At 72.1% G+C, this 24,589-nt stretch carries 19 protein-coding genes; 12 read left to right on the top strand and 7 right to left on the bottom strand.

Annotated features, from left to right (window positions below):
• The first annotated feature begins 93 nt into the window (after positions 1-93).
• From trpC to lgt, 6 genes are all read left to right on the top strand, one after another.
• The gene (trpC, locus tag ACFWHU_RS05940; RefSeq protein WP_078077833.1) at positions 94-903 is read left to right on the top strand and encodes an indole-3-glycerol phosphate synthase TrpC; all 810 of its coding nucleotides are present in this window, start codon (positions 94-96) and stop codon (positions 901-903) included.
• 7 nt (positions 904-910) lie between these two features.
• The gene (gene trpM, locus ACFWHU_RS05935; protein ID WP_385801872.1) at positions 911-1,135 is read left to right on the top strand and encodes a tryptophan biosynthesis modulator TrpM; all 225 of its coding nucleotides are present in this window, start codon (positions 911-913) and stop codon (positions 1,133-1,135) included.
• Between the two features lie 178 nt (positions 1,136-1,313).
• Entirely contained in the window at positions 1,314-2,552 is a 1,239-nt protein-coding gene (gene trpB, locus ACFWHU_RS05930) for a tryptophan synthase subunit beta (protein ID WP_387224111.1), read from the top strand.
• On the top strand, positions 2,549-3,361 hold the full coding sequence (gene trpA, locus ACFWHU_RS05925) for a tryptophan synthase subunit alpha (protein WP_385801876.1): 813 nt from the start codon (positions 2,549-2,551) through the stop codon (positions 3,359-3,361). The genes trpB and trpA overlap by 4 nt, the downstream gene beginning before the upstream one ends.
• Positions 3,362-3,447: 86 nt before the next feature.
• A complete protein-coding gene (locus ACFWHU_RS05920) occupies positions 3,448-4,293 on the top strand; it encodes a thioredoxin domain-containing protein (RefSeq protein ID WP_387224110.1) in 846 nt (281 codons plus the stop codon).
• 101 nt (positions 4,294-4,394) lie between these two features.
• Positions 4,395-5,357 (top strand): prolipoprotein diacylglyceryl transferase, encoded by a 963-nt coding sequence (lgt, locus tag ACFWHU_RS05915; RefSeq protein ID WP_385801880.1) that lies wholly within the window; start codon positions 4,395-4,397, stop codon positions 5,355-5,357.
• 83 nt (positions 5,358-5,440) lie between these two features.
• Here the strand turns inward: lgt and ACFWHU_RS05910 are convergent, their stop codons facing one another.
• The 7 genes from ACFWHU_RS05910 to ACFWHU_RS05880 form a co-directional block, all read right to left on the bottom strand.
• Positions 5,441-6,259, bottom strand: coding sequence for an HpcH/HpaI aldolase/citrate lyase family protein (locus tag ACFWHU_RS05910; RefSeq protein ID WP_387224109.1), 819 nt, complete (start codon positions 6,257-6,259; stop codon positions 5,441-5,443).
• Positions 6,256-7,482: a CaiB/BaiF CoA transferase family protein gene (locus tag ACFWHU_RS05905; protein WP_387224108.1), complete on the bottom strand. Its 1,227-nt coding sequence runs from the start codon at positions 7,480-7,482 to the stop codon at positions 6,256-6,258. The genes ACFWHU_RS05910 and ACFWHU_RS05905 overlap by 4 nt, the downstream gene beginning before the upstream one ends.
• Entirely contained in the window at positions 7,479-8,369 is an 891-nt protein-coding gene (rbsK, locus tag ACFWHU_RS05900) for a ribokinase (protein WP_387224107.1), read from the bottom strand. The genes ACFWHU_RS05905 and rbsK overlap by 4 nt, the downstream gene beginning before the upstream one ends.
• Positions 8,366-9,928, bottom strand: a complete 1,563-nt coding sequence (locus tag ACFWHU_RS05895; RefSeq protein WP_387224106.1) for an ADP-ribosylglycohydrolase family protein — start codon at positions 9,926-9,928, stop codon at positions 8,366-8,368. The genes rbsK and ACFWHU_RS05895 overlap by 4 nt, the downstream gene beginning before the upstream one ends.
• Complete coding sequence (locus tag ACFWHU_RS05890) at positions 9,925-11,109, bottom strand: ADP-ribosylglycohydrolase family protein (RefSeq protein WP_387224105.1); 1,185 nt, start codon at positions 11,107-11,109, stop codon at positions 9,925-9,927. The genes ACFWHU_RS05895 and ACFWHU_RS05890 overlap by 4 nt, the downstream gene beginning before the upstream one ends.
• Positions 11,110-11,158: 49 nt before the next feature.
• Positions 11,159-12,313, bottom strand: coding sequence for an ADP-ribosylglycohydrolase family protein (locus tag ACFWHU_RS05885; RefSeq protein ID WP_387224456.1), 1,155 nt, complete (start codon positions 12,311-12,313; stop codon positions 11,159-11,161).
• A gap of 539 nt (positions 12,314-12,852) precedes the next feature.
• Positions 12,853-13,950: an ADP-ribosylglycohydrolase family protein gene (locus tag ACFWHU_RS05880; RefSeq protein ID WP_387224104.1), complete on the bottom strand. Its 1,098-nt coding sequence runs from the start codon at positions 13,948-13,950 to the stop codon at positions 12,853-12,855.
• Between the two features lie 236 nt (positions 13,951-14,186).
• Between ACFWHU_RS05880 and ACFWHU_RS05875 the strand changes: the two genes are divergently transcribed.
• From ACFWHU_RS05875 to ACFWHU_RS05850, 6 genes are all read left to right on the top strand, one after another.
• Positions 14,187-14,906 (top strand): VIT1/CCC1 transporter family protein, encoded by a 720-nt coding sequence (locus ACFWHU_RS05875; protein WP_385801918.1) that lies wholly within the window; start codon positions 14,187-14,189, stop codon positions 14,904-14,906.
• 475 nt (positions 14,907-15,381) lie between these two features.
• Complete coding sequence (gene gltB / locus ACFWHU_RS05870; protein ID WP_387224103.1) at positions 15,382-19,950, top strand: glutamate synthase large subunit; 4,569 nt, start codon at positions 15,382-15,384, stop codon at positions 19,948-19,950.
• Complete coding sequence (locus tag ACFWHU_RS05865; protein WP_385801895.1) at positions 19,943-21,403, top strand: glutamate synthase subunit beta; 1,461 nt, start codon at positions 19,943-19,945, stop codon at positions 21,401-21,403. The genes gltB and ACFWHU_RS05865 overlap by 8 nt, the downstream gene beginning before the upstream one ends.
• Positions 21,404-21,592: 189 nt before the next feature.
• Positions 21,593-22,339 (top strand): vWA domain-containing protein, encoded by a 747-nt coding sequence (locus ACFWHU_RS05860; protein ID WP_387224102.1) that lies wholly within the window; start codon positions 21,593-21,595, stop codon positions 22,337-22,339.
• 245 nt (positions 22,340-22,584) lie between these two features.
• Positions 22,585-22,788, top strand: coding sequence for a cold-shock protein (locus ACFWHU_RS05855; RefSeq protein ID WP_015607926.1), 204 nt, complete (start codon positions 22,585-22,587; stop codon positions 22,786-22,788).
• 94 nt (positions 22,789-22,882) lie between these two features.
• The gene (locus ACFWHU_RS05850; RefSeq protein WP_387224101.1) at positions 22,883-24,427 is read left to right on the top strand and encodes a DEAD/DEAH box helicase; all 1,545 of its coding nucleotides are present in this window, start codon (positions 22,883-22,885) and stop codon (positions 24,425-24,427) included.
• The last annotated feature ends 162 nt before the right edge of the window (positions 24,428-24,589 follow it).

Here is a 24,589-nt window from a genome sequence, read left to right as displayed (position 1 = left end):
TGCGGGCCCTCGGCCCTCCTCCGGATACCATCGACATGGCTGATCCTCATCCATGGCTGAATCCGACATCGTTCCCGGAAGGGGGCCGCTCGCGTGAGTGTGCTCGACGAGATCATCGAAGGCGTACGCGCCGACCTCGCGGAGCGGCAGGCGCGCGTCGGCCTCGACGAGCTCAAGGAGCGCGCGGCCAAGGCGCGGCCGGCCAAGGACGGCGTCGCCGCACTGCGCGGCGAGGGCGTCACGGTGATCTGCGAGGTCAAGCGCTCCAGCCCCTCCAAGGGTGCGCTGGCCGCGATCGCCGACCCCGCGGGACTGGCCGCCGACTACGAGGCGGGCGGCGCGTCCGTCATCTCCGTACTGACCGAGCAGCGCCGCTTCGGCGGTTCGCTGGCCGACCTCGAAGCCGTCCGCGCCAAGGTCGACATCCCCGTCCTGCGCAAGGACTTCATCGTCACGGCGTACCAGCTGTGGGAGGCGCGCGCCTACGGCGCCGACCTCGTCCTGCTGATCGTCGCCGCCCTGGAACAGCCCGCACTCGTCTCGCTCATCGAGCGCGCCGAGTCCATCGGACTCACCCCGATCGTCGAGGTGCACGACGAGGACGAGGTGGAGCGCGCGGTCGAGGCCGGCGCGAAGATCATCGGCGTCAACGCGCGCGACCTGAAGACGCTGAAGGTCGACCGGGGCACGTTCGAGCGGCTCGCCCCCGAGATCCCGGACGGCATCGTCAAGATCGCCGAGTCCGGTGTGCGCGGACCGCACGACCTCATCGCGTACGCCAACGCGGGCGCCGACTCGGTGCTCGTCGGCGAGTCCCTGGTCACCGGGCGCGACCCGAAGGTGGCCGTGGCCGACCTCGTCGCGGCCGGCGCCCACCCCGCGCTGCGGCACGGGCGGGGCTGACCCCCTGATGCCCCTGCCCGCCTCCGGACGTCCCGCCGCCGTGCGCGCGCCTCACGCGCCGCTGGCGCGCGGGTGCCGGCCGCGCGGCTGCCGGGCCCCGGCCCGGCGCGTGCACGGGCGGCGGGTGCGGTACGTGATCGGTGACGAACCCGGTCAGGTCAACGGCATGCGATGGCGCCGGGCCGCGCCCCGGCGAGGCCCTTCCGACAGCGACCACCGCCCGACCGCGTAGCCGCACGACCGCCCGCCCACGCGGGCGGCGCGTCCTGACGTCGCCGCGCTCCGTCCCGCATGTCCACAAGGCCGGTCACCCGGACCATCGCCCTCCCCGGCTCCACGCCGGGTGCGGGGCCGACTCGCCGTCGGCGCACACGGTGCACCCATCCGTTGCTCCACGAGGAGATCCATCCGTGACATCCGAGTTCTTCATCCCCGACCCCACGGGCCTGAGCCCGAACGCCGAGGGCTATTTCGGTGAGTTCGGCGGCAAGTTCATCCCCGAGGCGCTCGTCGCCGCCGTCGACGAGGTCGCCGTCGAGTACGAGAAGGCCAAGGGCGACCCCGCCTTCGCCGCGGAGCTCAACGACCTCCTGGTCAACTACACCGGCCGCCCCAGCGCGCTCACCGAGGTCCCGCGGTTCGCCGAAGAGGCCGGCGGCGCCACGGTGTACCTCAAGCGGGAGGACCTGAACCACACCGGGTCCCACAAGATCAACAACGTGCTCGGCCAGGCGCTGCTCACCAGGCGCATGGGCAAGACCCGCGTCATCGCCGAGACCGGAGCCGGACAGCACGGCGTCGCCACCGCGACCGCCTGCGCGCTGTTCGGACTCGAATGCACCATCTACATGGGCGAGATCGACACCGAGCGCCAGGCGCTCAACGTCGCCCGGATGCGGATGCTCGGCACCGAGGTCGTACCGGTCAGGTCCGGCAGCCGCACCCTGAAGGACGCCATCAACGAGGCGTTCCGCGACTGGGTCGCCAACGTGGACCGTACGCACTACCTGTTCGGCACCGTCGCCGGACCGCACCCCTTCCCCGCGATGGTGCGCGACTTCCACCGCGTCATCGGCGTCGAGGCCAGGCGCCAGCTCCTGGAGAGGGCGGGCCGGCTGCCCGACGCGGCCGTCGCCTGTGTAGGAGGCGGATCGAACGCGATCGGTCTCTTCCACGCGTTCCTCGCCGACGAGGCCGTACGGCTGGTGGGCTGCGAGCCCGCGGGCCACGGCATCGAGACCGGGGAGCACGCGGCGACGCTGAGCGCCGGCGAGCCGGGCATCCTGCACGGCTCACGCTCCTACGTCCTCCAGGACGACGAGGGCCAGATCACCGAGCCGTACTCGATCTCCGCCGGGCTCGACTACCCCGGCATCGGCCCCGAGCACGCGTACCTCAAGGACAGCGGACGCGGCGAGTACCGGGCCGTGACCGACGACGACGCCATGAAGGCGCTGCTGCTGCTCTCCCGTACCGAGGGCATCATTCCGGCCATCGAGAGCGCGCACGCACTCGCCGGGGCGCTGGAGGTCGGCCGAGAGCTGGGGAAGGACGCTCTGATCGTCGTCAACCTCTCCGGGCGCGGCGACAAGGACATGGACACCGCTGCCCGCTACTTCGGGCTGTACGACGGGGAGAGCGCCAAGTGAGCGGGAACATCCAGCTGTTGAGCGACACCCTCGCCGCCGCGAGGAGCGAGGGGCGCGCCGCGCTCATCGCCTATCTGCCGGCCGGATTCCCCACGGTGGACGGCGGCATCGACGCCGTGAAGGCCGTCTTCGACGGCGGCGCCGACGTGGTCGAGGTCGGGCTGCCGCACAGCGACCCGGTGCTGGACGGCCCCGTCATCCAGACCGCCGACGACATCGCCCTCAAGGGGGGCGTGAAGATCGCGGACGTGATGCGCACGGTCCGCGAGGCGTACGAGGCCACCGGAAAGCCGGTGCTGGTCATGACGTACTGGAACCCGATCGACCGGTACGGCATCGAGCGGTTCACCGCGGAGCTGGCCGAGGCGGGCGGCGCCGGGTGCATCCTGCCCGACCTGCCCGTGCAGGAGTCCGACGTGTGGCGGCAGCACGCCGACAAGCACGGCCTCGCCACCGTCTTCGTCGTCGCGCCGAGCAGCAGGGACGACCGTCTCGCCAAGATCACGGCCGTGGGCTCCGGATTCGTCTACGCCGCCTCCCTCATGGGAGTCACCGGCACCCGCCAATCGGTCGGCGCACAGGCCCAGGACCTGGTGCGACGCACCCGTGTCAGCACCGACATGCCGGTGTGCGTCGGGCTCGGGGTGTCCAACGCGGCGCAGGCCGCCGAGGTCGCCGCGTTCGCCGACGGGGTCATCGTCGGCTCGGCCTTCGTCAAGCTGATGCTGGACGCCCCCGACCGCGAGGCCGGACTGGCGGCGGTCCGCGGCCTGGCGGCCGAGCTGGCCGAAGGCGTTCGCAAGCGCTGACGGACGACGGACCCCCGAGGTCCCTCGTACGGGTGGACCTGGGACCGGGGAGGTGCGTACGCGCCTCCCCGGTTCGTTGCTGAGGCGTGAGCGAGAAGAACCGTGAGGCAAAGAGGAGCGCCCGAGAGCGGCTCCAGGTGCAGCGTGAGCAGGAGAAGAGGCGAGAGCGGCGCAAGCGCACCCTGATCGTCTCGGCGGCGGTGGTGGGCGTGCTGGGCGCGGCGGCGGCGATCGGGCTCGTCGCCACCAACGCCAACAAGGACAAGGGCAGCAGCGGCGCCGCGGGCCCCGTGCTGGCCCCGTCGGGCGCACAGGGCAAGGACGAGCTGTCGATCCCCGTGGGCAGGAGCGACGCGCCCTCGACCCTCACCGTGTGGGAGGACTTCCGCTGCCCGGCCTGCGGTCAGTTCGAGAACGCGTTCAGGGACACGATCAAGGAGCTGGAGACCGCCGGACAGCTCAAGGTCGACTACCACCTCGCCACGATCATCGACGGCAACATGGGCGGCAGCGGCTCGCTGCGCGCGGCCAACGCGGCGGCGTGCGCCCAGGACGTCGGCAAGTTCGCGCCGTACCACGACACCCTGTTCCGGAATCAGCCGCCGGAGCCGGACGACGCCTTCGCCGACAACGCGCGGCTGCTGGAGCTGGCGGGCAAGGTCGACGGCCTGGAGTCGGCCCCCGGCTTCCGCCAGTGCGTGGAGGACGGCAAGCACGACAAATGGGTGATGAACTCGAACTCCGCGTTCCAGAACGGCGGCTTCAGCGGCACGCCGACCGTCCTGCTCAACGGTGAATCCGTCTTCCCCAAGAAGGGCGCCGAGAACATCACTCCGGCCAACTTCAAGAAGTGGGTCACGGAGGCCAACAAGGGCAAGCAGCCGGGCACCGCACCGGCGACACCGCCCGGCACGGGGGCCTCGCCCTCCTGAGCCGGGGGCCGCGCGGCGCCTGTTTCGCGCGGGCTCGTTATCCAGACGTTGCCGGGCGGGTTGCCGTAGGCCCCGCCCGGCACTGTAGCGTCGGAACCGCCATGGACATTGCCTATATCCCCAGTCCGTCGAGCGGCGTGATCCATCTCGGACCACTCCCGCTGCGCGGCTATGCGTTCTGCATCATTCTCGGTGTCTTCGTCGCCGTCTGGTACGGCAACAAGCGCTGGATCGCCCGCGGCGGCAAAGCCGGCACCGTGGCCGACATCTCCGTCTGGGCCGTGCCCTTCGGACTTGTCGGCGGCCGGCTCTACCACGTGATCACCGATTACCAGCTGTACTTCAGCGACGGTAAGAACTGGGTCGACGCCTTCAAGATCTGGGAGGGCGGCCTCGGGATCTGGGGCGCGATCGCCTTCGGCGCCGTCGGCGCGTGGATCGGCTGTCGCCGCCGGGGGATCCCGCTGCCGGCGTACGCGGACGCCATCGCACCCGCGATCGTGCTCGCCCAGGCCATCGGCCGCTGGGGCAACTGGTTCAACCAGGAGCTGTACGGCAAGGCCACCGATGTGCCGTGGGCGCTGGAGATCAGCGACGGCGCCAACCGCGACAGCGGCCTCTACCACCCGACGTTCCTCTACGAGTCGCTGTGGTGCGTCGGCGTCGCGCTGCTCGTGGTCTGGGCCGACCGCCGCTTCAAGCTCGGCCACGGACGCGCGTTCGCGCTCTACGTCGCCGCCTACTGTGTAGGACGCGCCTGGATCGAGTACATGCGCGTCGACGAGGCGCACCATGTGCTGGGGCTGCGCCTCAACGTATGGACCGCGATCGTCGTCTTTGTGCTCGCCGTGGTCTACATGGTGGTCTCGGCGCGGATCAGGCCGGGGCGCGAGGAGATCGTCGAGCCGGACCGGGAGCTGCTCGGCAAGGCCGGCAAGGAAGCCGAGGACGGCAAGGTCGAGGACGGCGACGCGAAGAGCGCCGGGGCCGAGGAAGACGACGCTCCCGACGCGGATACCGACGCCGAGGGCAGCACGGACGCCGCGGCGGCCAAGAAGGTCTGACGGGCGCGCCGCCCTGCGAACACAGCGAAGGGCCGCCGGACCTCTGAACGAGGTGCGGCGGCCCTTTCACATGGCACCACCCCCTACCCCCGCGCCGCCAGGAACAGCGTGCGGTGGGCCGCCGCCACGATCGCCGCGTCGACGAAACGCCCGTCCGGCAGCGCCTGCGCCCCCGCGTTCTTCGCCGCCGCCTCGACGATCTCCGCCGCCGACTCGACCTCCCGCGCCGTCGGAAGATACGCGCGCTCGATCACCGGCAGCTGGCGCGGATGGATCGCGGAGCGACCGAAGAAGCCGAGCGAGCGGCCGTGCGCGCAGGAAGCCGCCAGCCCCTCCAGATCCCGTACGTCGGGGTAGACGGACTGGACAGGAGCCGGCAGGCCGGCGGCCCGCGCCGCCACCACGACGCGGCTGCGCGGCCAGTCGAGCCCGGCGTCGTTCCCCACCCCCAGCTCGGCACGGAGGTCGGCCTCGCCGAGCGCGATACCGCGCACGGCCGGGTGGGCCGTGGCGATGGCGTGGGCGTTCTCGATGCCCAGGGCGGATTCGAGCAGCGCGTACAGCGGTGTGTCAGGAGCGACGGCGGCGACCCGGTGGATGTCGGACGCGCGCGCGACCTTCGGCAGCCGCAGTCCGGCCAGGCCGGGGAGCCCGACCAGCGAGGCGATGTCGTCCTCGCCGGCGATCCGGACGTGGACCGGGGCGGGGCGGGGCGAGGCCAGCAGTTCGGCCGTCGCGGAGCGCGCGTACTCCCTGCGGTCGGCGGCCACCGCGTCCTCCAGGTCGACGATCACCGCGTCGGCGCCGGAGGCGAGCGCCTTCTGTACGACGTCGGGGCGGTCGCCGGGTGCGTACAGCCAGGTGAGCGGGGGACGCGCGGGGTGTCCCGGACGGCTGGTCACAGCGCGCCCTCTTCACGGAGGGCCGCGATCTCCGGCGCCGACAGACCCAGTTCGGTGAGGACCGCTTCCGTGTCGGCGCCGTGGGGGCGGCCCGCCCAGCGGATGGAGCCGGGGGTCTCGGAGAGCCTGAACAGGACGTTCTGCATACGGATCGGGCCCAGCTCGGGATCCGGGACCTCGGTGACGGTGTCCAGCGCCCGGTACTGCGGGTCGCTCATGACGTCCCTGATGTCGTGGACGGGCGCGATCGCCGCCTCCGCCTTCTCGAACGCGGCGATCGCGTCGTCACGCGAATGCCGGGCGATCCAGCCGCCGACCGCCTCGTCCAGCACATCGGCGTGGTCCGCCCGGCCGCTGCCGGTGCCGAACCACGGCTCGTCGATCAGCTCCTCCCGCCCCACCAGCCGCATCACGCGCTCCGCGACCGACTGGGCGGAGGTGGAGACCGCGAGCCAGGAGCCGTCGGCGGTGCGGTAGGTGTTGCGGGGCGCGTTGTTGCGGGAGCGGTTGCCGGTACGGGGCTGTACGTAGCCGAGTTGGTCGTACCAGAGGGGCTGTGGCCCCAGTACCGTCAGGATCGGCTCGATGATCGCGAGGTCGACCACCTGGCCCCGGCCCGACGCCGCTCGGCCGTTGAGGGCGGTCATCACGGCGTACGCCGTGGCCAGCGCGGCGATCGAGTCGGCCAGGCCGAACGGGGGCAGCGTCGGCGGCCCGTCGGGCTCGCCGGTCATGGCGGCGAATCCGCTCATCGCCTCGGCGAGCGTGCCGAACCCCGGCCGGTGCGAGTACGGGCCGAACTGCCCGAAGCCGGTGACCCGGGCCAGGACCAACCGGGGATTGACGGCGGACAGTTCGGCCCAGCCGAGGCCCCATCTCTCCAGCGTGCCGGGGCGGAAGTTCTCCACGATCACGTCCGCGTCCGCGGCGAGGCGCAGCAGGACGTCCCGGCCGGCCGGGGTACCGAGGTCGAGCGTGATGGTGCGCTTGTTGCGGCCGAGGATCTTCCACCAGAGCCCGACACCGTCCTTCGCGGGGCCGTGCCCGCGCGACGGGTCGGGGCGGGTGGGGTGCTCGACCTTGACGACCTCGGCGCCGAAGTCGCCGAGCATCGTCGCGGCGAGCGGCCCGGCGAAGAGCGTGGCGAGGTCGAGAACGCGCAGGCCGTGCAGCGGGGGAGTGGCGGAGGCCGTCGGGTCGTCCGGCAGGGTGGCGGTGGTCATGAGGCGGCCTCGTCGATCTCGGAGCGGTACGGCATGGACGTGGAGGCCCCGTGGTGCTGCACGCACAGCGCGGCGGCGGCCGACGCCCAGCGCGTCGCCTCGGCCATCGGGCGGCCCTCCCCGATCGCCACGGCGAGCGCGCCGACGAACGTGTCGCCGGCGGCCGTCGTGTCCACGGCGGTGACCTTCGGCGCGGGGACGGTGACGGGCACGGCGCCGCGCGCCGCGTACAGAGACCCCGCCGCGCCCAGGGTGATCACGACCTCGGGGACCTGCCGGAGCAGCACCTCGGCCGCGCCGTACGGATCGGCGACCCCCGCCAGCGCGGCGGCCTCGTGCTCGTTGGGGACCAACAGGTCGGTGGCGGCGAGGAGTTCGGGAGGCAGGGGCTGGACGGGGGCGGGGGTGAGGATCGTCCGCACCCCGTGCCGCCGGGCAGCCCTCGCGCCGTCGAGCACGGCGCTCAGCGGGAGTTCGAGCTGGAGGAGCAGGGAGCCGGCGCCGGTGATGACGGTCTCCTCGCCGGGGCCGAGCGCCGTGACGGTGCCGTTCGCGCCGGGGATCACGACGATCGCGTTGCCGCCCTCGTCGTCCACGACGATGTGCGCGGTGCCGGAGGGGCCTTCGGCGGTGTGCAGCAGGTCGGTGTCCACGCCGGACGAGGTGAGCGTGTGCCGCAGCAGTACGCCGAACTCGTCGGTGCCGACCGCGCCGATCATCGCGACGTCGCCGCCGGCGCGGGCCGCGGCGACGGCCTGGTTGGCGCCCTTGCCGCCGGGGACCGTACGGAATTCACGGCCCGTGACGGTCTCCCCGTGCTTCGGGGCCCGTGCGACGTACGCGACGAGGTCCATGTTGGTGCTGCCGAGCACCACGATGCCGGTCATGGGCGGAGTGCCTCCTGGGTGAGTCGGGCGAGTTCGTCGAAACCGATGCCGTCGAATCCGACGACGGAGGTGGCGAGACGGTTCTTGAGCGGCGCCGTCCACCGCTCGGGCAGCCTGTCCGGGTGCCCGGCGAGCAGACCGGCGACGGAGCCGGCCGTCGCGCCGTTGGAGTCGGTGTCCCAACCGCCGGACACGGCACGGCAGATGGAGCCCGTGAAGTCCCCGTCGGCGTGGGTGAGGGCGGCGGCGAGGAGTGCGGCGTTGGGGACGGCGTGGACCCAGTGGTAGTGGCCGTGGGCGGCGTGCAGTTGGTCCACGACGGAGTCGAAATCGGTGTGGGCGTGGGCGAGTTGGATCGCCTGGCTGACGGCCTGGGCGAGACGTGAGCGCGGGGGTACGACGGAGAGTCCGGCGCGCAGCGAGGTGTGCACATCGGCGCCGCCGCCCGCGGCGGCGATGGTGCCCGCGACGAACATCGCGCCGTACACACCGTTGGCGGTGTGTGTCAGCGCCGCGTCCCGGTGCGCCTGGGCGGCGGCCGACGCGGGGTCGCCGGGGTGCGTCCAGCCGTGCACGTCCGCGCGGATCGCCGCGCCGATCCACTCCCGGAACGGGTTGTGGTGCCGGGCGGTGTCGGGCGGCTCGATCCCGGCGAGCAGATTGCGGTACGCGACGCGCTCGGCGGTGAACGTACGCCCGGCGGGCAACTGGTCGAGCCACAGCAGCGCGACGTCGGAGGTGCGGAAGTCACGGCCGTACCGCTGGAGCAACAGCACGTTGAGGAGGGGGTAGTTGAGGTCGTCGTCCTCGGGCATGCCGTCGATGTTCTCGGCGAGGGAGTTGACGGCGGAGCGCCGGTTCCACGGGTGCGCGGCGGCGAGGTCCGCCGGGACGCCCCTGGCGGTGAACCAGGTGTTCAGGGGCCAGTTGCCGGTGGCGCGGGCGAGTGCGCGGATGGCGTGGAGGGGGAGCTTCTCGACGGGCTTGCCGAGGACACAGCCGACGGCGCGGCCGAGCCACGCGGCGTGCGACTGGTGCGTGCTGAGCGGAGTCTGTTCCCCAGCCCCGCCCCTTCCCGAAACCGGGGGTGACCCCCCGGACCCCGGCGCGCCCGCGCTTGCGCGCGGCGGGGGCGCAGTGGTCGTCCCCTCCGGGCCGTGTGGCGCGCTTCGCGGCGCGGTGGTGGGTGGTGGGTGGGTGTCGGAACCTGCCGGTTCCGTGGGTGGGCCCACGGGGCGCTGGGGCTTGGGTTCGCGCTGGGTCTCCGGCCAGGCGTCGCCGCAGGCTCGGGTGATTTTCGGGAGTGGGGTTGGTTCCCGGGCCGCCAACGGCTGCGGCAGCTCAGCCAGTTCGTCTAGCAGTGTCAGGGCCAGCGCGCGCAGTGCCGGGGGCGCCGGTGGGGTTGAGGCGCCCGCGCGGGGTGGGGACGGTTGGCCGCCCGACGTGTGCCAGGTGGTGGCCTGCGCCGTCGCGTCGCGGCCGTCCTCGGACGCCTGGCGCAGTTCGTGGCCCAGCAGGTCCTCCGGCTGGACCCAGGTCACCCGCAGCCGTTCCGTCATCGCGCCTCCGTCAGCGCGGCGAAGGCCGACTCGTGGGCGCGGCGCCTCGCCGTGTCGCGGGCGAAGACCTCGTACGCGACCTCCGTCAGCGTCCGCCCCGGACCGTACAGGTCGAGGCGGCTGGCCTCCGAGACCCGCTTCGACCAGTCCGCCGGGATCGTCGCCCCACCGGACAGCGCCCCGGCCATCGCCCCGCTCATCGTGGCGATCGAGTCGCAGTCGCGGCCGTAGTTGACCGAGCCGAGGACCGTACGGCGGTAGTCGCCGTCGCCGATCACCAGCATGCCCAGTGCGACGGGCAGCTCCTCGATGGAGTGCAGCCGCGAGGGGCGGCGCGCGCCGAGGGACGGGGCGCGGTAGTCCGGGCCCACCGTGTCGAAAGGAGCGACGGCCTCCCGCAGCGGACGCAGCGCGGGCTCGAAGTCCTGGTGCGCGGCGGCCGCTTCGCACACCGCCTCGATCGCCGCGCGCGTCCCGTCCTTGGCGAGCGCGAGGCACGCGTCGACGACGCTCGTCGGCGTAGCACCCGGTGCGCACGCCGCAGCGACCGCCGCCGCGAGTACCCCGGCCGCCTCCCTGCCGTACGAGGACTGGTGCGCCCCGGCGACGTCGACGGCCTCCGAGTACGCCGCCGCCGGATTGGCCGCGTTGACGAGGCCCACCGGCGCCATGTACATCGCCGCACCGCAGTTGACGATGTTCCCGGCGCCCGCCTCGCGCGGGTCCACGTGCCCGTAGTGGATCCGGGCGACGAGCCACTTCTCGGCCAGGAAGATCCGCTGGAGCGGCAGCGCCTCGGCCTCCAGCTCCGGGATCCAGCGGGGCGTGGAGATCAGGTCGGGGACGAGATGGTCGGCGACGGCGTACGCGTCGAGGTGGTCGCGCACCGTGTCGTACACCCGGACCAGCGCGTGCGTCAGCAAGGTGTCGTCGGTGACGTGGCCGTCGCCCTTGTGGTACGGGGCGATGGGGCGCGCCGTACGCCAGTCCTCGTTCCACGGGCCGACGATGCCGGTCACCCGGCCGCCGTGCCGGTCCACGATCTGCTCGGGGGTGTAGCCCTCGACGGGGCCGCCGAGCGCGTCTCCGACGGCCGCGCCGACGAGAGCGCCGGTGATCCGGTCTTCGAGCGCGGGCGGCTCTTCGCGGGTGGGCGTCGCGGATGCTCTGAGCGTCGTCATGCCGGAATTGTCCACCCCCGTAGACCGGGTGGGGGTGAACCTCGCCGCGCTACGGGGAGTTGTGCGTGGCGGTCGGAACCGTCGCGTCAGTCGCGTCCGTCGCATCGGTCGCGCCCGGGCACAGCGTGTGCGCCAACAGCCCGGCGAGCTCGACCAGGTCCGTACCCGCGAGGCGGGGCAGCGCACAGCCAGCCAGGGTGCGGCAGGCGTCGCGCCAGGTCGCGGGCACGGACGCGCCCCCGCCGAGCGCACCGGTCAGCGCACCGGCGAGCGCCGGGGCGGAGTCCGCGACCCGCGAGAGGCACGCGGCGGCGGGCACGGCGGTGGCGACGTTCCCGCCGGACGCGACGGTCAGCGCGAGGGCGACCGGCACCGTCTCGGCCGCCGCGATTCCGTAGCTGTAGACGTGGTCGACGATCTGATGCTCCAGCAGCGGGACGAGCGCGAACGCACCGGCAGCCTCGTGCGCGAAGTCCTCTGCCAGCTTGAGTGCGTGGCGCGCGTTGCGGCCGATCTCCGTGCAGTGCGGGAGCTGTTCGAGCGCGGCGGCGACGGCCGTCGCGGTGTCGGCGCCGCCGAGCGCCGCGGCGACGGCGGCGGCCATCGCGCGGGCGCCGTGCACCCCGTCGCCGTCCTGGGTGTAGCGGGCGTCGAACTCGGCGAGTTCGGCCGCGGCGGCCGGCCGTCCCGGATGGACGACCGCCAGCACCACGGCCCGTACGCACGCGGCGTCGTCGAAGTAGTGCGGATTGTCGTGGCCGGTCGCGGGCGGGCGCAGACCCGTGGCGAGATTGCCGAGCCCGGCTCGTACGGAGATCCGGGCGCGCAGCGGCAGTACGGCGGACTCGACCTCGGGCGCCCGGTCCGCGGCGGCGGCGATCTCGCCGGCGAGGGTGTTCCAGGCGAGGTCGACGGCCGCGCGCATCCGCCGGTCGGCGGGGAGACCGCGGAAGAGATCACCGAACGCGGTGAGCACGGTCTCGGCGGTGAGGGCCGCCCACTCGGCGTCGTCGGAGGGGCCGAGCCGCAGCGGCTCGGGGGGCTGGTTGAGGGCGATGGGGACGGGGAGGGTGGTGGTCGCGTTCTGCTCGGCGAAGGTGTCGAGCTCGCGGGTGAGGCGGCGCGTCCACTCGGGCATCCGGGCGGCGCGGTGACGGGCGGCGGGCCACCCGGCGGCGTCACCGGCGGCGAGTCCGAGCAGCAGCCCTTCGACGCGGTGGCGCGGGGGGCGCGGAGGGCGCGGAGAGCGCGGTGCGGGGTTCCTGCCGGGTGCTCGGCGGGAGTCGGGGGCGAGGTGTTCGCAACGGGGGGCGCTGCTGACGGCGGTGCTGACCGGGTCCCGCCCGGTGGCCGGTTCGTCCTCAATCGCCGGACGGGCTGGGGGTTGGCCGGCCGCCGGCTGGTCGTGAAGCGCCGGACCGGTCGCACTCTGCGTGACGGCTGGTGGGTCCTCAATCGCCGGACGGGCTGGGGGTTGGCCGGCCGCCGGCTGGTCGTGAAGCGCCGGACCGGTCGCACTCCGCGTGACGGCTGGTGGGTCCTCAATCGCCGGACGGGCTGAGGGTCGGACGATCGCCGGTTCGGCGTCAAGCGCCGGTCGCGTTGGAGCTTGGGCAAGCGCCGGTTGGACCCCAATCGCCGGGACGGCTGGGATTCGGCCGGGAGCGTCCGGTCCGGTGGTGGGTTCGGCCACCGGTGCCGGCGTGGGCCCGGCCGCGCCCTCCCGCGTCGGCGGCGGGCCGCTCATGGCGACACCGGGGCGTCGTCGTCCGGCGTCAGGAGGTCCGCGATGTCCAGGACGTGGTAGCCGCGCATCGACGGCAGGCAGCTCCCCCGTACCGGTCCGATCGCCGACGCCCACTCCTCGGGTACGGCCCGGACACCGGACACCGCCCCCGCCAGAGCGCCCGCGACCGCCGCCGTGGTGTCGGCGTCGCGCCCCATGTTGACGGCCGTCAGCACCGACGTACGGAAGTCTCCGCGGGCCGCCGCGAACGCGCCGAACGCCAGGCCCACCGCCTCCGGCGCCAGGTCCGTCCACGGGTAGCCGCCGATGACGACGGCCGAGCGGACCGCGCGTTCCATGGTCAGAGTGTCGGGGTACTCACGACCCGCCGCGACCACCGCGCGGCGCAGCGAGCGGGCCGTCCAGGAGTCCATCGGGATCACGGAGAGCGCGGCGGCGACCACCGAGGCGGGGCCCGCGCCCGTCATCGCGGCGGCGACCCCGGCCGCGACCGCCTGGCCGCCGTAGATGCCCTCGCCCTCGTGGCTGACCGTGCCGTCGACCGCGACGAGCCTGGCCGCCTCGTCCGGGCGGCCGGCGGCGAAGACGCCGAACGGCGCCGCCCGCATCGCGAGCCCGTCGCTCCAGGCGTGGCGGTGCTGGGCCGTGATCGGGGCGGCGAGGCCCCTGCGCAGGTTCTCCAGGGTGCCGCGCTCGCTGAACCCCGCTCCCCGGAAGGGCCCTTCGTCGAGGTCGGCCAGCCAGTGGTGCCAGGCGTTCTCGACATGCGTGACGGTCAGGGCGGAGCCGTGTCGGGCCAGCAGGAGCCCGGAGAAGATCGCGTACTCGGTGTCGTCGGTGCCGGCCGGGTTGTCGGTGACGAAGCCTTCGATACGGCCCCAGCGGCGGCGGATCTCGGAGGGGCGCATGTTCTCGGCGGGGGCACCGAGCGCGTCGCCGACGGCGAGCCCGAGCAGCGCGCCGCACGCCCGCCCCCGGAGCGCGGCGGCGCCGGAGCACCCGGCCGCGTCCGTACCGGGGTCCGTACCGAGGTCTGAACCGGGGTCTGAACCGGGGTCCGGACCAACGCCGGGACCGCAGGCAGTCAACTCCATCGCGGAGGCCTTTCGCACGCATCGGGCCCCGGAGCGGCCCTCGGTTCCTCCCATACGTCCCACGCCGCGCCCCGGAGGAGTCCGACAGGCGCCGCTGTCACCCGGCTGGTGCCCCGGTAAGCATGGCCTTCCTTGCTGGCGGGGGCCTTGTTTCGTGCGTATTTTCGAAGCCGTGGCGGGGTGTCCCGTCACCCAACGACAGCGGGACCAGCCGGAAGGGGACAGCGGTGTCCGTCATGGACAACGAGGCGCAGCTCCACGGATCACACCGTGACAATCACACGCACCGCGATGTGAACGGCGGCTGGCTGCGTCCCGCGGTGTTCGGCGCGATGGACGGCCTCGTCTCGAACCTGGCCCTGATGACCGGTGTGGCGGGCGGCGCCGTCGACCGGCAGACGATCGTGATCACCGGACTCGCGGGCCTGGCGGCCGGTGCGTTCTCGATGGCGGCGGGGGAGTACACCTCCGTGGCGTCCCAGCGCGAGCTCGTCGAGGCCGAGCTGGACGTGGAGCGCCGCGAGCTGCGCAAGTTCCCCAAGGACGAGATGGCGGAGCTGGCCGATCTGTACGTGTCACGCGGTGTCGAGCCGGAGCTGGCGCGCGAGGTCGCGGCGCAGCTCTCGAAGGACCCCGAGCTGGCGCTGGAGATCCACGCGCGCGAGGAGCTGGGGATCGACCCGGACGACCTGCCCTCGCCCACGGTCGCCGCCGTGTCCTCGTTCGGCTCCTTCGCGCTGGGCGCGCTGCTGCCCGTCCTGCCGTATCTGCTGGGCGCGACGGTCCTGTGGCCGGCCGTGCTGGTGGCGCTGGTCGGCCTCTTCGCCTGCGGCGCGCTGGTGGCCCGGGTGACGGCGCGCAGCTGGTGGTACAGCGGTCTGCGCCAGCTGCTCCTCGGCGGTACGGCGGCGGCCCTCACGTACGGTCTGGGCACACTCTTCGGCGCGACCGTCTAGGTCCTGTCCGCCGGACACGGCTGCCTAGGAGCCCGCGCCTGGACCGTGTGCCGGGCCGGGCCCGGACGGGCCGATCACCCGGCGTACGACATATTGCGCGGTCGGGGCGGTGGCGTCACTGTGGTGACGAACATCCCTCGACCATCTCCCGGCGGTTCCCCCACTCGGGTGGGACAATATGCATGGCGTCACATATCTAGCCGTTACCCGGTTGTTTCGAACGCTTGAACTCCGGGCATGAGCCGTAGGCGCTGCGGGCAACGAAGCTCGCTCCGCCGTGGTCCGGTGTCCGGCGGTCCGTACGCCTCTGATCACCTCTGACCCACCTTCGCCGTCACGAGCGGCGTCCACATGCTGGATTCAGTTATCCGCTTCCTGGGCAGCCGACCCATCATGTAACCTGCACGAAATTTTGCCCAGGGCCAACGTCGTCCCTCGGTTTATCGCAAATGCCACGACGACGACGGGAGAGCCGATGCGTTTCGACGCCTGGTCGCCCATGGATGGCCGCCCCGCTGCGCAGGGCATGTATGACCCCCGTAACGAGCACGACGCCTGTGGCGTCGGGTTCGTGGCCACCCTGACCGGTGTGCCCGGCCACGAGATGGTCGAGCAGGCGCTGACCGTACTGCGCAATCTCGAACACCGCGGCGCCACCGGCTCCGAGCCCGACTCGGGTGACGGCGCGGGCATCCTGCTCCAGATCCCGGACGCGTTCCTGCGCGAGGTCTCCGGATTCGAGCTGCCCGAGGCCGGTTCGTACGCCGTCGGAATCGCTTTCCTGCCCGCCGAGAACCCGGACGAAGCCGTCTCACGGATCGAGACGATCGCCGCCGACGAAGGCATCGACGTCCTCGGCTGGCGCGAGGTACCGGTCGCCCCCCAGATGCTCGGTGCCATCGCGCGCTCCACGATGCCGGTCTTCCGCCAGCTCTTCGTCGCCGCCGGTACGCGCTCGGGCATCGCCCTCGACCGCAAGGCGTTCGTCCTGCGCAAGCGCGCCGAGCGCGAGGCCGGGATCTACTTCCCCTCGCTCTCCGCCCGCACGATCGTCTACAAGGGCATGCTGACCACCGGCCAGCTGGAGCCCTTCTTCCCCGACCTCTCCGACCGCCGCTTCGCCACCGCCGTCGCCGTGGTGCACTCGCGCTTCTCCACCAACACCTTCCCGAGCTGGCCGCTCGCCCACCCGTACCGCTTCGTCGCGCACAACGGCGAGATCAACACGGTCAAGGGCAACCGCAACTGGATGAAGGCCCGCGAGTCCCAGCTGGCCTCCGACGTGTTCGGTGACGACCCCCGGACGCTGGAGCGGACCTTCCCGGTCTGCACCCCCGACGCCTCCGACTCGGCGTCCTTCGACGAGGTCCTGGAACTGCTCCACCTCGGCGGCCGGTCGCTGCCGCACTCCGTGCTGATGATGGTCCCCGAGGCGTGGGAGAACCACGACTCCATGGACCCCGCCCGGCGCGCCTTCTACCAGTACCACTCCACGATGATGGAGCCCTGGGACGGCCCCGCCTGCGTCACCTTCACCGACGGCGTCCAGGTCGGCGCGGTCCTCGACCGCAACGGACTGCGCCCCGGCCGCTACTGGGTCACCGACGACGGCCTCGTCGTCCTCTCCTCCGAGGTCGGCGTCCTCGACATCGACCCCGCCAAGGTCGTCCGCAAGGGCCGCCTCCAGCCCGGCCGGATGTTCCTCGTCGACACCGCCGAGCACCGCATCATCGAGGACGACGAGATCAAGGCGACACTCGCCGCCGAGAACCCGTACCAGGAGTGGCTGGAAGCCGGCGAGATCGAGCTGGAGGACCTGCCCGAGCGCGAGCACATCGTGCACACGCACGCCTCCGTCACCCGCCGCCAGCAGACCTTCGGCTACACCGAGGAAGAGCTGCGGATCATCCTCGCCCCGATGGCCCGCACCGGCGGCGAACCGCTCGGCTCCATGGGCACCGACAGCCCCATCGCCGCGCTCTCCGCGCGCCCCCGGCTGCTCTTCGACTACTTCACCCAGCTGTTCGCGCAGGTCACCAACCCGCCGCTGGACGCCATCCGCGAGGAGCTCGTCACCTCGCTGCGCTCCTCCCTCGGCCCCCAGGGCAACCTCCTGGATCCGACCGCCGCGTCCTGCCGCAGCGTCACGCTGCCCTTCCCGGTGATCGACAACGACGAGCTGGCCAAGCTCATACACGTCAACGCCGACGGCGACATGCCCGGCATGACCGCCGCCACGCTCTCCGGCCTCTACCGGGTCGGCGGCGGCGGCGAGGCCCTGGCCGCCCGTATCGAGGAGATCTGCGCCGAGACCGACGCCGCGCTCGAAGGCGGCGCGCGGATGATCGTGCTCTCCGACCGGCACTCCGACGCCGAGCACGCGCCCATCCCGTCCCTGCTGCTCACCGCGGCCGTGCACCACCACCTCATCCGCACCAAGCAGCGCACCCAGGTGGGACTGCTGGTCGAGGCCGGCGACGTACGCGAGGTGCACCACGTCGCACTGCTCATCGGATACGGCGCCGCCGCCGTCAACCCGTACCTCGCGATGGAGTCCGTCGAGGACCTCGTCCGCGCGGGCACCTTCATCGAGGGCCTGGAGCCCGAGCACGCCCTGCGCAACCTGATCCACGCGCTCGGCAAGGGCGTCCTGAAGGTCATGTCCAAGATGGGCATCTCCACCGTCGCCTCCTACCGGGGGGCGCAGGTCTTCGAGGCCGTCGGCCTCGACGACGCCTTCGTGGACGAGTACTTCAGCGGTACGGCCACCAAGATCGGCGGCGCCGGGCTCGACATCGTCGCCCAGGAGGTCGCCGCCCGCCACGCCAAGGCCTACCCCGCCTCCGGCATCTCCGCGTCGCACCGCGCGCTCGACATCGGCGGCGAGTACCAGTGGCGCCGCGAGGGCGAACCGCACCTCTTCGACCCGGACACGGTCTTCCGCCTCCAGCACGCCACCCGCAACCGCCGCTACGACATCTTCAAGCAGTACACGGACCGGGTGAACGAGCAGTCCGAGCGCCTCATGACGCTGCGCGGACTCTTCAACCTCGACTCCGGCCGCGAGCCGGTCGCCCTGGACGAGGTCGAGCCCGCCTCCGAGATCGTCAAGCGCTTCTCCACCGGAGCCATGTCGTACGGCTCCATCTCCAAGGAGGCGCACGAGACCCTCGCCATCGCGATGAACCAGCTCGGCGGCAAGTCCAACACCGGCGAGGGCGGCGAGGACGCCGACCGGCTCCACGACCCGAGGCGCCGCTCCTCCATCAAGCAGGTCGCCTCCGGCCGCTTCGGCGTCACCAGCGAGTACCTCGTCAACGCCGACGACATCCAGATCAAGATGGCGCAGGGCGCCAAGCCCGGCGAGGGCGGCCAGCTCCCCGGCCACAAGGTCTACCCGTGGGTCGCCAAGACCCGCCACTCCACGCCCGGCGTCGGCCTCATCTCGCCGCCGCCGCACCACGACATCTACTCCATCGAAGACCTCGCCCAGCTGATCCACGACCTCAAGAACGCCAACCCGGCCGCCCGCATCCACGTGAAGCTGGTCTCCGAAGTCGGCGTCGGCACGGTCGCGGCCGGTGTCTCCAAGGCACACGCCGATGTCGTCCTGATCTCGGGACACGACGGCGGTACGGGCGCCTCCCCGCTCACCTCGCTCAAGCACGCGGGCGGCCCCTGGGAGCTCGGCCTCGCCGAGACCCAGCAGACCCTGCTGCTCAACGGGCTGCGCGACCGCATCGTCGTGCAGACCGACGGCCAGCTCAAGACCGGCCGGGACGTCGTCGTCGCCGCACTGCTGGGCGCCGAGGAGTTCGGCTTCGCCACCGCGCCGCTCGTCGTCTCCGGCTGCGTCATGATGCGCGTCTGCCACCTCGACACCTGTCCGGTGGGCATCGCCACCCAGAACCCGGTGCTGCGCGAGCGCTTCTCGGGCAAGGCCGAATACATCGTCAACTTCTTCGAGTTCATCGCCGAGGAAGTCCGCGAGCTCCTGGCCGAGCTGGGCTTCCGCACCCTCGAAGAGGCCGTCGGCCACGCCGAGTTCCTGGACACCGAGCGGGCCGTGGACCACTGGAAGGCCCAGGGCCTGGACCTCCAGCCGCTGTTCCATGTGCCGGACCTGCCCGACGGCGCCGTACGCCACCGGATCGTCGAGCAGGACCACGGACTGGCCAAGGCGCTCGACAACCAGCTGATCAAGCTCGCCGCCGACGCGCTCGGTGCCGAGAGCGCCGAGGCCGCCCAGCCGGTCCGCGCGCAGATCGCGATCCGCAACATCAACCGCACCGTCGGCACCATGCTCGGCCACGAGGTGACCAAGAGGTTCGGCGGCGCGGGCCTGCCCGACGACACCGTCGACATCACCTTCACCGGCTCGGCGGGCCAGTCCTTCGGCGCCTTCCTGCCCCGCGGCGTCACGCTGCGCCTGGAGGGCGACGCCAACGACTACGTCGGCAAGGGCCTCTCCGGCGGCCGGGTCGTCGTCCGCCCCGACCGGGGTGCCGACCATCTCGCCGAGTACTCGACCATCGCGGGCAACACCATCGCCTACGGCGCGACCGGCGGCGAGCTGTTCCTGCGCGGCCGCACCGGCGAACGCTTCTGCGTCCGCAACTCCGGTGCCACGGTGGTCTCCGAGGGCGTCGGCGACCACGGCTGCGAGTACATGACCGGCGGCCACGCCGTCGTACTCGGCGAGACGGGCCGCAACTTCGCGGCCGGCATGTCCGGCGGGATCGCGTACGTCGTCGACCTCGACGCGGACAACGTCAACGCCGGCAACCTCGGCGCTGTCGAGACCGACCTCTCCGACAGCGACAAGGAGTGGCTGCACGACGTCGTGCGCCGCCACCACGAGGAGACCGGCTCCACCGTCGCCGAGAAGCTGCTGACCGACTGGGACACCTCGGCGGCCCGCTTCAGCAAGATCATTCCTTCCACCTACAAGGCAGTGCTCGCCGCCAAGGACGCCGCTGAGCTCGCCGGTCTCTCCGAGCAGGAGACCACCGAGAAGATGATGGAGGCGGCGACCAATGGCTGACCCCAAGGGCTTCCTGACCACCGGGCGCGAGCTGGCCAAGTCCCGCCCCGTGGACGAGCGCAAGAACGACTGGAACGAGGTCTACGTTCCGGGCTCGCTGCTCCCGATCATCAGCAAGCAGGCCGGGCGCTGCATGGACTGCGGCATCCCCTTCTGCCACAACGGCTGTCCGCTCGGCAATCTCATCCCCGAGTGGAACGACTACGCGTACCGCGAGGACTGGACGGCGGCGAGCGAACGCCTGCACGCCACGAACAACTTCCCGGAGTTCACCGGCCGGCTCTGCCCGGCGCCGTGCGAGTCCGCGTGCGTGCTGGCCATCAACCAGCCCGCCGTCACGATCAAGAACGTCGAGGTCTCCATCATCGACAAGGCGTGGGACAACGGCGACGTCGTCCCGCGCCCCCCGGAGCGGCTCTCCGGCAAGACCGTCGCCGTCATCGGCTCCGGCCCGGCGGGACTGGCCGCCGCCCAGCAGCTCACCCGGGCCGGCCACACGGTCGCCGTGTACGAGCGCGCCGACCGCATCGGCGGCCTGCTGCGCTACGGCATCCCCGAGTTCAAGATGGAGAAGTCCCACATCAACCGCCGTATCGAGCAGATGCGCGCGGAGGGCACCAAGTTCCGTACGGAGACGGAGATCGGCCGCGACGTCGACGCGGCGAAGCTCCGCAGGCGCCACGACGCCGTGGTCATCGCGGCCGGCGCCACCGTCTCGCGCGATCTGCCGGTGCCCGGCCGCGACCTCAAGGGCATCCACTTCGCGATGGAGTACCTGCCGCTCGCCAACAAGGTGCAGGAGGGCGACCTGACGGTCTCCCCGATCACCGCCGAGGGCAAGCACGTCGTGGTCATCGGCGGCGGTGACACCGGCGCCGACTGCGTCGGTACGGCGCACCGCCAGGGCGCGGCCTCCGTCACCCAGCTGGAGATCATGCCCCGGCCGGGCGAGGACCGGGCACCGAACCAGCCGTGGCCGACGTTCCCGATGCTCTACAAGGTCACCTCCGCGCACGAGGAGGGCGGCGAGCGGATCTACTCCGTCTCCACCACCCACTTCGAGGGCGACGAGGACGGCAACGTCCGGTCGCTGCACCTCACCGAGGTCGAGTTCACCGACGGCCGTCCGGTGCCGAAGCCGGACACCGAGCGGACGATCCCCGCCCAGCTGGTCACGCTGGCGATGGGCTTCACCGGCACCGACCAGGAGAACGGCCTGGTCGAGCAGTTCGGCCTCGAACTGGACGCGCGCGGGAACATCGCACGGGACGCCGAGTACGCGACCAACGTCGACGGCGTGTACGTTGCCGGTGACGCGGGCCGCGGTCAGTCCCTGATCGTGTGGGCGATCGCCGAGGGCCGCTCGGCGGCGCGCGGCGTCGACCGCTATCTGACCGGGGCGAGCGATCTGCACGCCCCGATCCGCCCGACGGACCGCTCACTCACGGTCTGACGGCCGATTGGACGTCCCGTACAACGGCGTACGGGCGGTGACGGCCCGGGGGACGTCCCCTGGACCCTCCGCAAGACACGGCGCCCGCCAGTCCCCGACCGGACACCGGCGGGCGCCGTGACATGTGTTTCTGATGCTGTGTAACCTCGACACACCCCCCCGCGCCCCGTCGAGTGAACGGCAGCACTCATGACCACAGCGCCCTCCACGGGAGGCCCCGCGATCAGTCTCGTCAAGATCGAGGAGACCGCGCCCGCGCTCGTCGAGCACTACCGCGCGGCGGGCGTGTCACTGCGCAAGCACGGCATGAGCGGTCAGCGCGCGGCCGTGTATCTGGTCCTCGACTACTCGGGGTCGATGCGCGAGTACTACCGGGACGGCAGCGTCCAGGCCTTCGCCGACCGGGTGCTCGGCCTCTCGGCGAATCTCGACGACGACGGAGTCGTCCCCGTCGTGTTCTTCTCCACCGACATCGACGCCGAGACGGACATCTCACTCGCGGACCACCACGGCCGGATCGACCGGATCGTGGCCGGGCTCGGGCACATGGGCAAGACCAGCTACCACCTGGCCATGGACGCGGTGATCGACCACTATCTGGACAGCGGGTCCACCGCGCCCGCCCTGGTGGTCTTCCAGACCGACGGCGGGCCGATCAACAAACTCGCCGCCGAGCGCTATCTCTGCAAGGCGGCCGAGCTCCCGCTGTTCTGGCAGTTCGTGGGCTTCGGCAACAAGCGCAGCTCGCAGTTCAACTTCCTTCAGAAACTTGATGAGTTGGCCGTCCCGCAGAAGCGGTCCGTCGACAACGCGGGCTTCTTCCACGCCGGACTCGACCCGCGAGAGGTGCCGGACGACGTGCTGTACGACCGGCTCGTCGCGGAATTCCCGCAGTGGCTCGGCGCGGCCCGCGCGCGGGGCGTCGTACGGAGCTGAACCGCCGTGACCGGCCACGACATCCGCCCGGCGGGCCCGGGTGTGTCGGATCCGCGTAAGCCCCGAGGGCGTGCTAGGCTGACTGCGTTGCAGTTTTGGTACCCATGAACTTTATGTGCGCCTGACGGGAATGTTCCTCAGGCGCATTTTATTGTTTTCGCCGGCTTCTCCGGATGGGGCTCAATGCGGCGACGAGGAATCCGTGAAGTGCGGATTCGTCTCTGCACCTGTTTTAGGAGAATGACATGGCTACTGGAACCGTGAAGTGGTTCAACTCGGAAAAGGGCTTCGGCTTCATCGAGCAGGACGGCGGCGGCGCCGACGTCTTCGCCCACTACTCGAACATCGCCACCCAGGGCTTCCGTGAGCTCCAGGAGGGCCAGAAGGTCTCGTTCGACGTCACGCAGGGCCAGAAGGGCCCGCAGGCGGAGAACATCGTCCCGGCCTAGTTTCCGGACGCGTACCTCGCAGCCGGGGCCCGCACCTGCACGGTGCGGGTCCCGGCTTGTGCTGTCCACAGGCCCAGGAAGGTTCTTTAACCGAATGACTCGCTCCGAACGCCCGGCCCGCGCTCCCCGCCCGGCCGGCAAGCGCCCGGTCAACTCCCGTGCGAAAGGCCCCGCGAAAGGCTCGGCGAAGGCGCCGGCCCGCCGTGTCGCGCGCCCGCAGGAGTTCACGCTGCCGGAAACCATCACCCCCGCGCTGCCCGCCGTCGAGGCGTTCGACGAGCTCGACATGCCCGCGGGCCTGCTCAAGACCCTCAACTCCCTCGGTGTGACAGAGCCCTTCCCGATCCAGGGCGCCACCCTCCCGAACTCCCTCGCGGGCCGCGACATCCTCGGCCGGGGCCGTACCGGCTCCGGCAAGACCCTCGCCTTCGGTCTCGCGATGCTGGCCCGTCTCGCCGGCCGCCGCGCCGAGCCGCGCGCGCCGTACGCGATGGTGCTGGTGCCCACGCGCGAGCTGGCCCAGCAGGTCACCGACGCACTCACCCCGTACGCCACCGCTGTGAACCTGCGCATGGCCACCGTCGTCGGCGGCCTGTCGATCAGCAAGCAGGCCGGACAGCTCCGCCGCGGCGCCGAAGTGCTCGTGGCGACACCCGGACGGCTCAAGGACCTCATCGAGCGCGGCGACTGCCGGCTGGACCAGGTCACCATCACGGTCCTCGACGAGGCGGACCAGATGGCCGACATGGGATTCATGCCGCAGGTCACCGCGCTGCTCAAGCAGGTGCGGCCGGACGGGCAGCGGATGCTGTTCTCCGCGACGCTCGACAAGAACATCGACCGGCTCGTACGGCAGTACCTGACCGACCCCGTCGTCCACTCCGTCGACCCCTCCCAGGGCGCGGTCACGACGATGGAGCACCACGTCCTTTACGTCATGGACGAGACCGACAAGAAGGCCGTCACGATGCGCATCGCGGCCCGCGAGGGCCGGGTGCTGCTGTTCCTGGACACCAAGCGGGCCGTGGACCGGCTGGTCAAGCGGCTGCTGGCCAGCGGCGTACGGGCCTCCGGCCTGCACGGCGGGCGCTCCCAGCCGCAGCGCAACCGCACGCTCGACCAGTTCAAGACCGGCCTGGTCACCGTGCTCGTCGCGACGAACGTCGCGGCTCGCGGCATCCATGTCGACGACCTCGACCTGGTCGTCAACGTCGACCCGCCCGTCGACCACAAGGACTATCTGCACCGCGGCGGACGCACCGCGCGCGCCGGTGAGTCCGGCAGCGTCGTGACGCTCGTCCTGCCCGAGCAGAAGAGGGACATGTCGCGGCTGATGTCGGACGCGGGCATCGCGCCCCGCTCCGCCAGCGTCAAGTCGACCGACGAGGAACTGTCGCGGCTCACCGGTGCGCGCGAGCCCTCCGGCGTCGCGATCACCATCGAGGTGCCGCAGGCCGCCGTGCAGAAGCCGCAGAAGGCGCGCGCGTCGCGGCCGGCCCGGCGGAGCAACGGCGCGGGCGCCGGCGGCGGCGGGTCCAGGCTGGGCGCGGCCGGCGGCTCCGGACGCGGCAGCCGGGGCGGCCGTCGTGGCCGCCCGCCGGAGCGCGGCGCCGACGGCGGGCGCCGCACGGCGGCGTAGGGCGTGGCTCCGAAGTAACACGCTTGAACAAGAAGCCGACCTGGTCGGTGTTGTGTCGGTGCCGGGGGGGGGGGGCGGAGGTAAACACGCGCGGCGCCCCCCCGGGCCAAAAGCGCGGCCGGCGGGGTTGGTTGGGGCGGCGGCCGGGGGACGTACGCGGAC

Origin of the sequence: Streptomyces sp. NPDC060366 (assembly GCF_042725135.1) — a bacterium.
Lineage (GTDB): Bacteria > Actinomycetota > Actinomycetes > Streptomycetales > Streptomycetaceae > Streptomyces.
The sequence above is the reverse complement of the archived record's forward strand: the minus strand, read 5'-3'. Positions and strand labels throughout refer to the sequence as shown.

Excerpts from the sequence above, each read along its gene's own strand:
- rbsK (WP_387224107.1), bottom strand. The coding sequence starts at position 8,369 with ATGACCGGCATCGTGGTGCTCGGCAGCACCAACATGGACCTCGTCGCG.
- gltB (WP_387224103.1), top strand. The coding sequence starts at position 15,382 with ATGCGTTTCGACGCCTGGTCGCCCATGGATGGCCGCCCCGCTGCGCAG.
- ACFWHU_RS05895 (WP_387224106.1), bottom strand. The coding sequence starts at position 9,928 with ATGACGGAACGGCTGCGGGTGACCTGGGTCCAGCCGGAGGACCTGCTG.
- ACFWHU_RS05905 (WP_387224108.1), bottom strand. The coding sequence starts at position 7,482 with ATGACCACCGCCACCCTGCCGGACGACCCGACGGCCTCCGCCACTCCC.
- ACFWHU_RS05855 (WP_015607926.1), top strand. The coding sequence starts at position 22,585 with ATGGCTACTGGAACCGTGAAGTGGTTCAACTCGGAAAAGGGCTTCGGC.
- ACFWHU_RS05850 (WP_387224101.1), top strand. The coding sequence starts at position 22,883 with ATGACTCGCTCCGAACGCCCGGCCCGCGCTCCCCGCCCGGCCGGCAAG.
- ACFWHU_RS05890 (WP_387224105.1), bottom strand. The coding sequence starts at position 11,109 with ATGACGACGCTCAGAGCATCCGCGACGCCCACCCGCGAAGAGCCGCCC.
- lgt (WP_385801880.1), top strand. The coding sequence starts at position 4,395 with ATGGACATTGCCTATATCCCCAGTCCGTCGAGCGGCGTGATCCATCTC.
- ACFWHU_RS05865 (WP_385801895.1), top strand. The coding sequence starts at position 19,943 with ATGGCTGACCCCAAGGGCTTCCTGACCACCGGGCGCGAGCTGGCCAAG.
- trpM (WP_385801872.1), top strand. The coding sequence starts at position 911 with ATGCCCCTGCCCGCCTCCGGACGTCCCGCCGCCGTGCGCGCGCCTCAC.
- ACFWHU_RS05875 (WP_385801918.1), top strand. The coding sequence starts at position 14,187 with ATGGACAACGAGGCGCAGCTCCACGGATCACACCGTGACAATCACACG.
- ACFWHU_RS05860 (WP_387224102.1), top strand. The coding sequence starts at position 21,593 with ATGACCACAGCGCCCTCCACGGGAGGCCCCGCGATCAGTCTCGTCAAG.
- ACFWHU_RS05880 (WP_387224104.1), bottom strand. The coding sequence starts at position 13,950 with ATGGAGTTGACTGCCTGCGGTCCCGGCGTTGGTCCGGACCCCGGTTCA.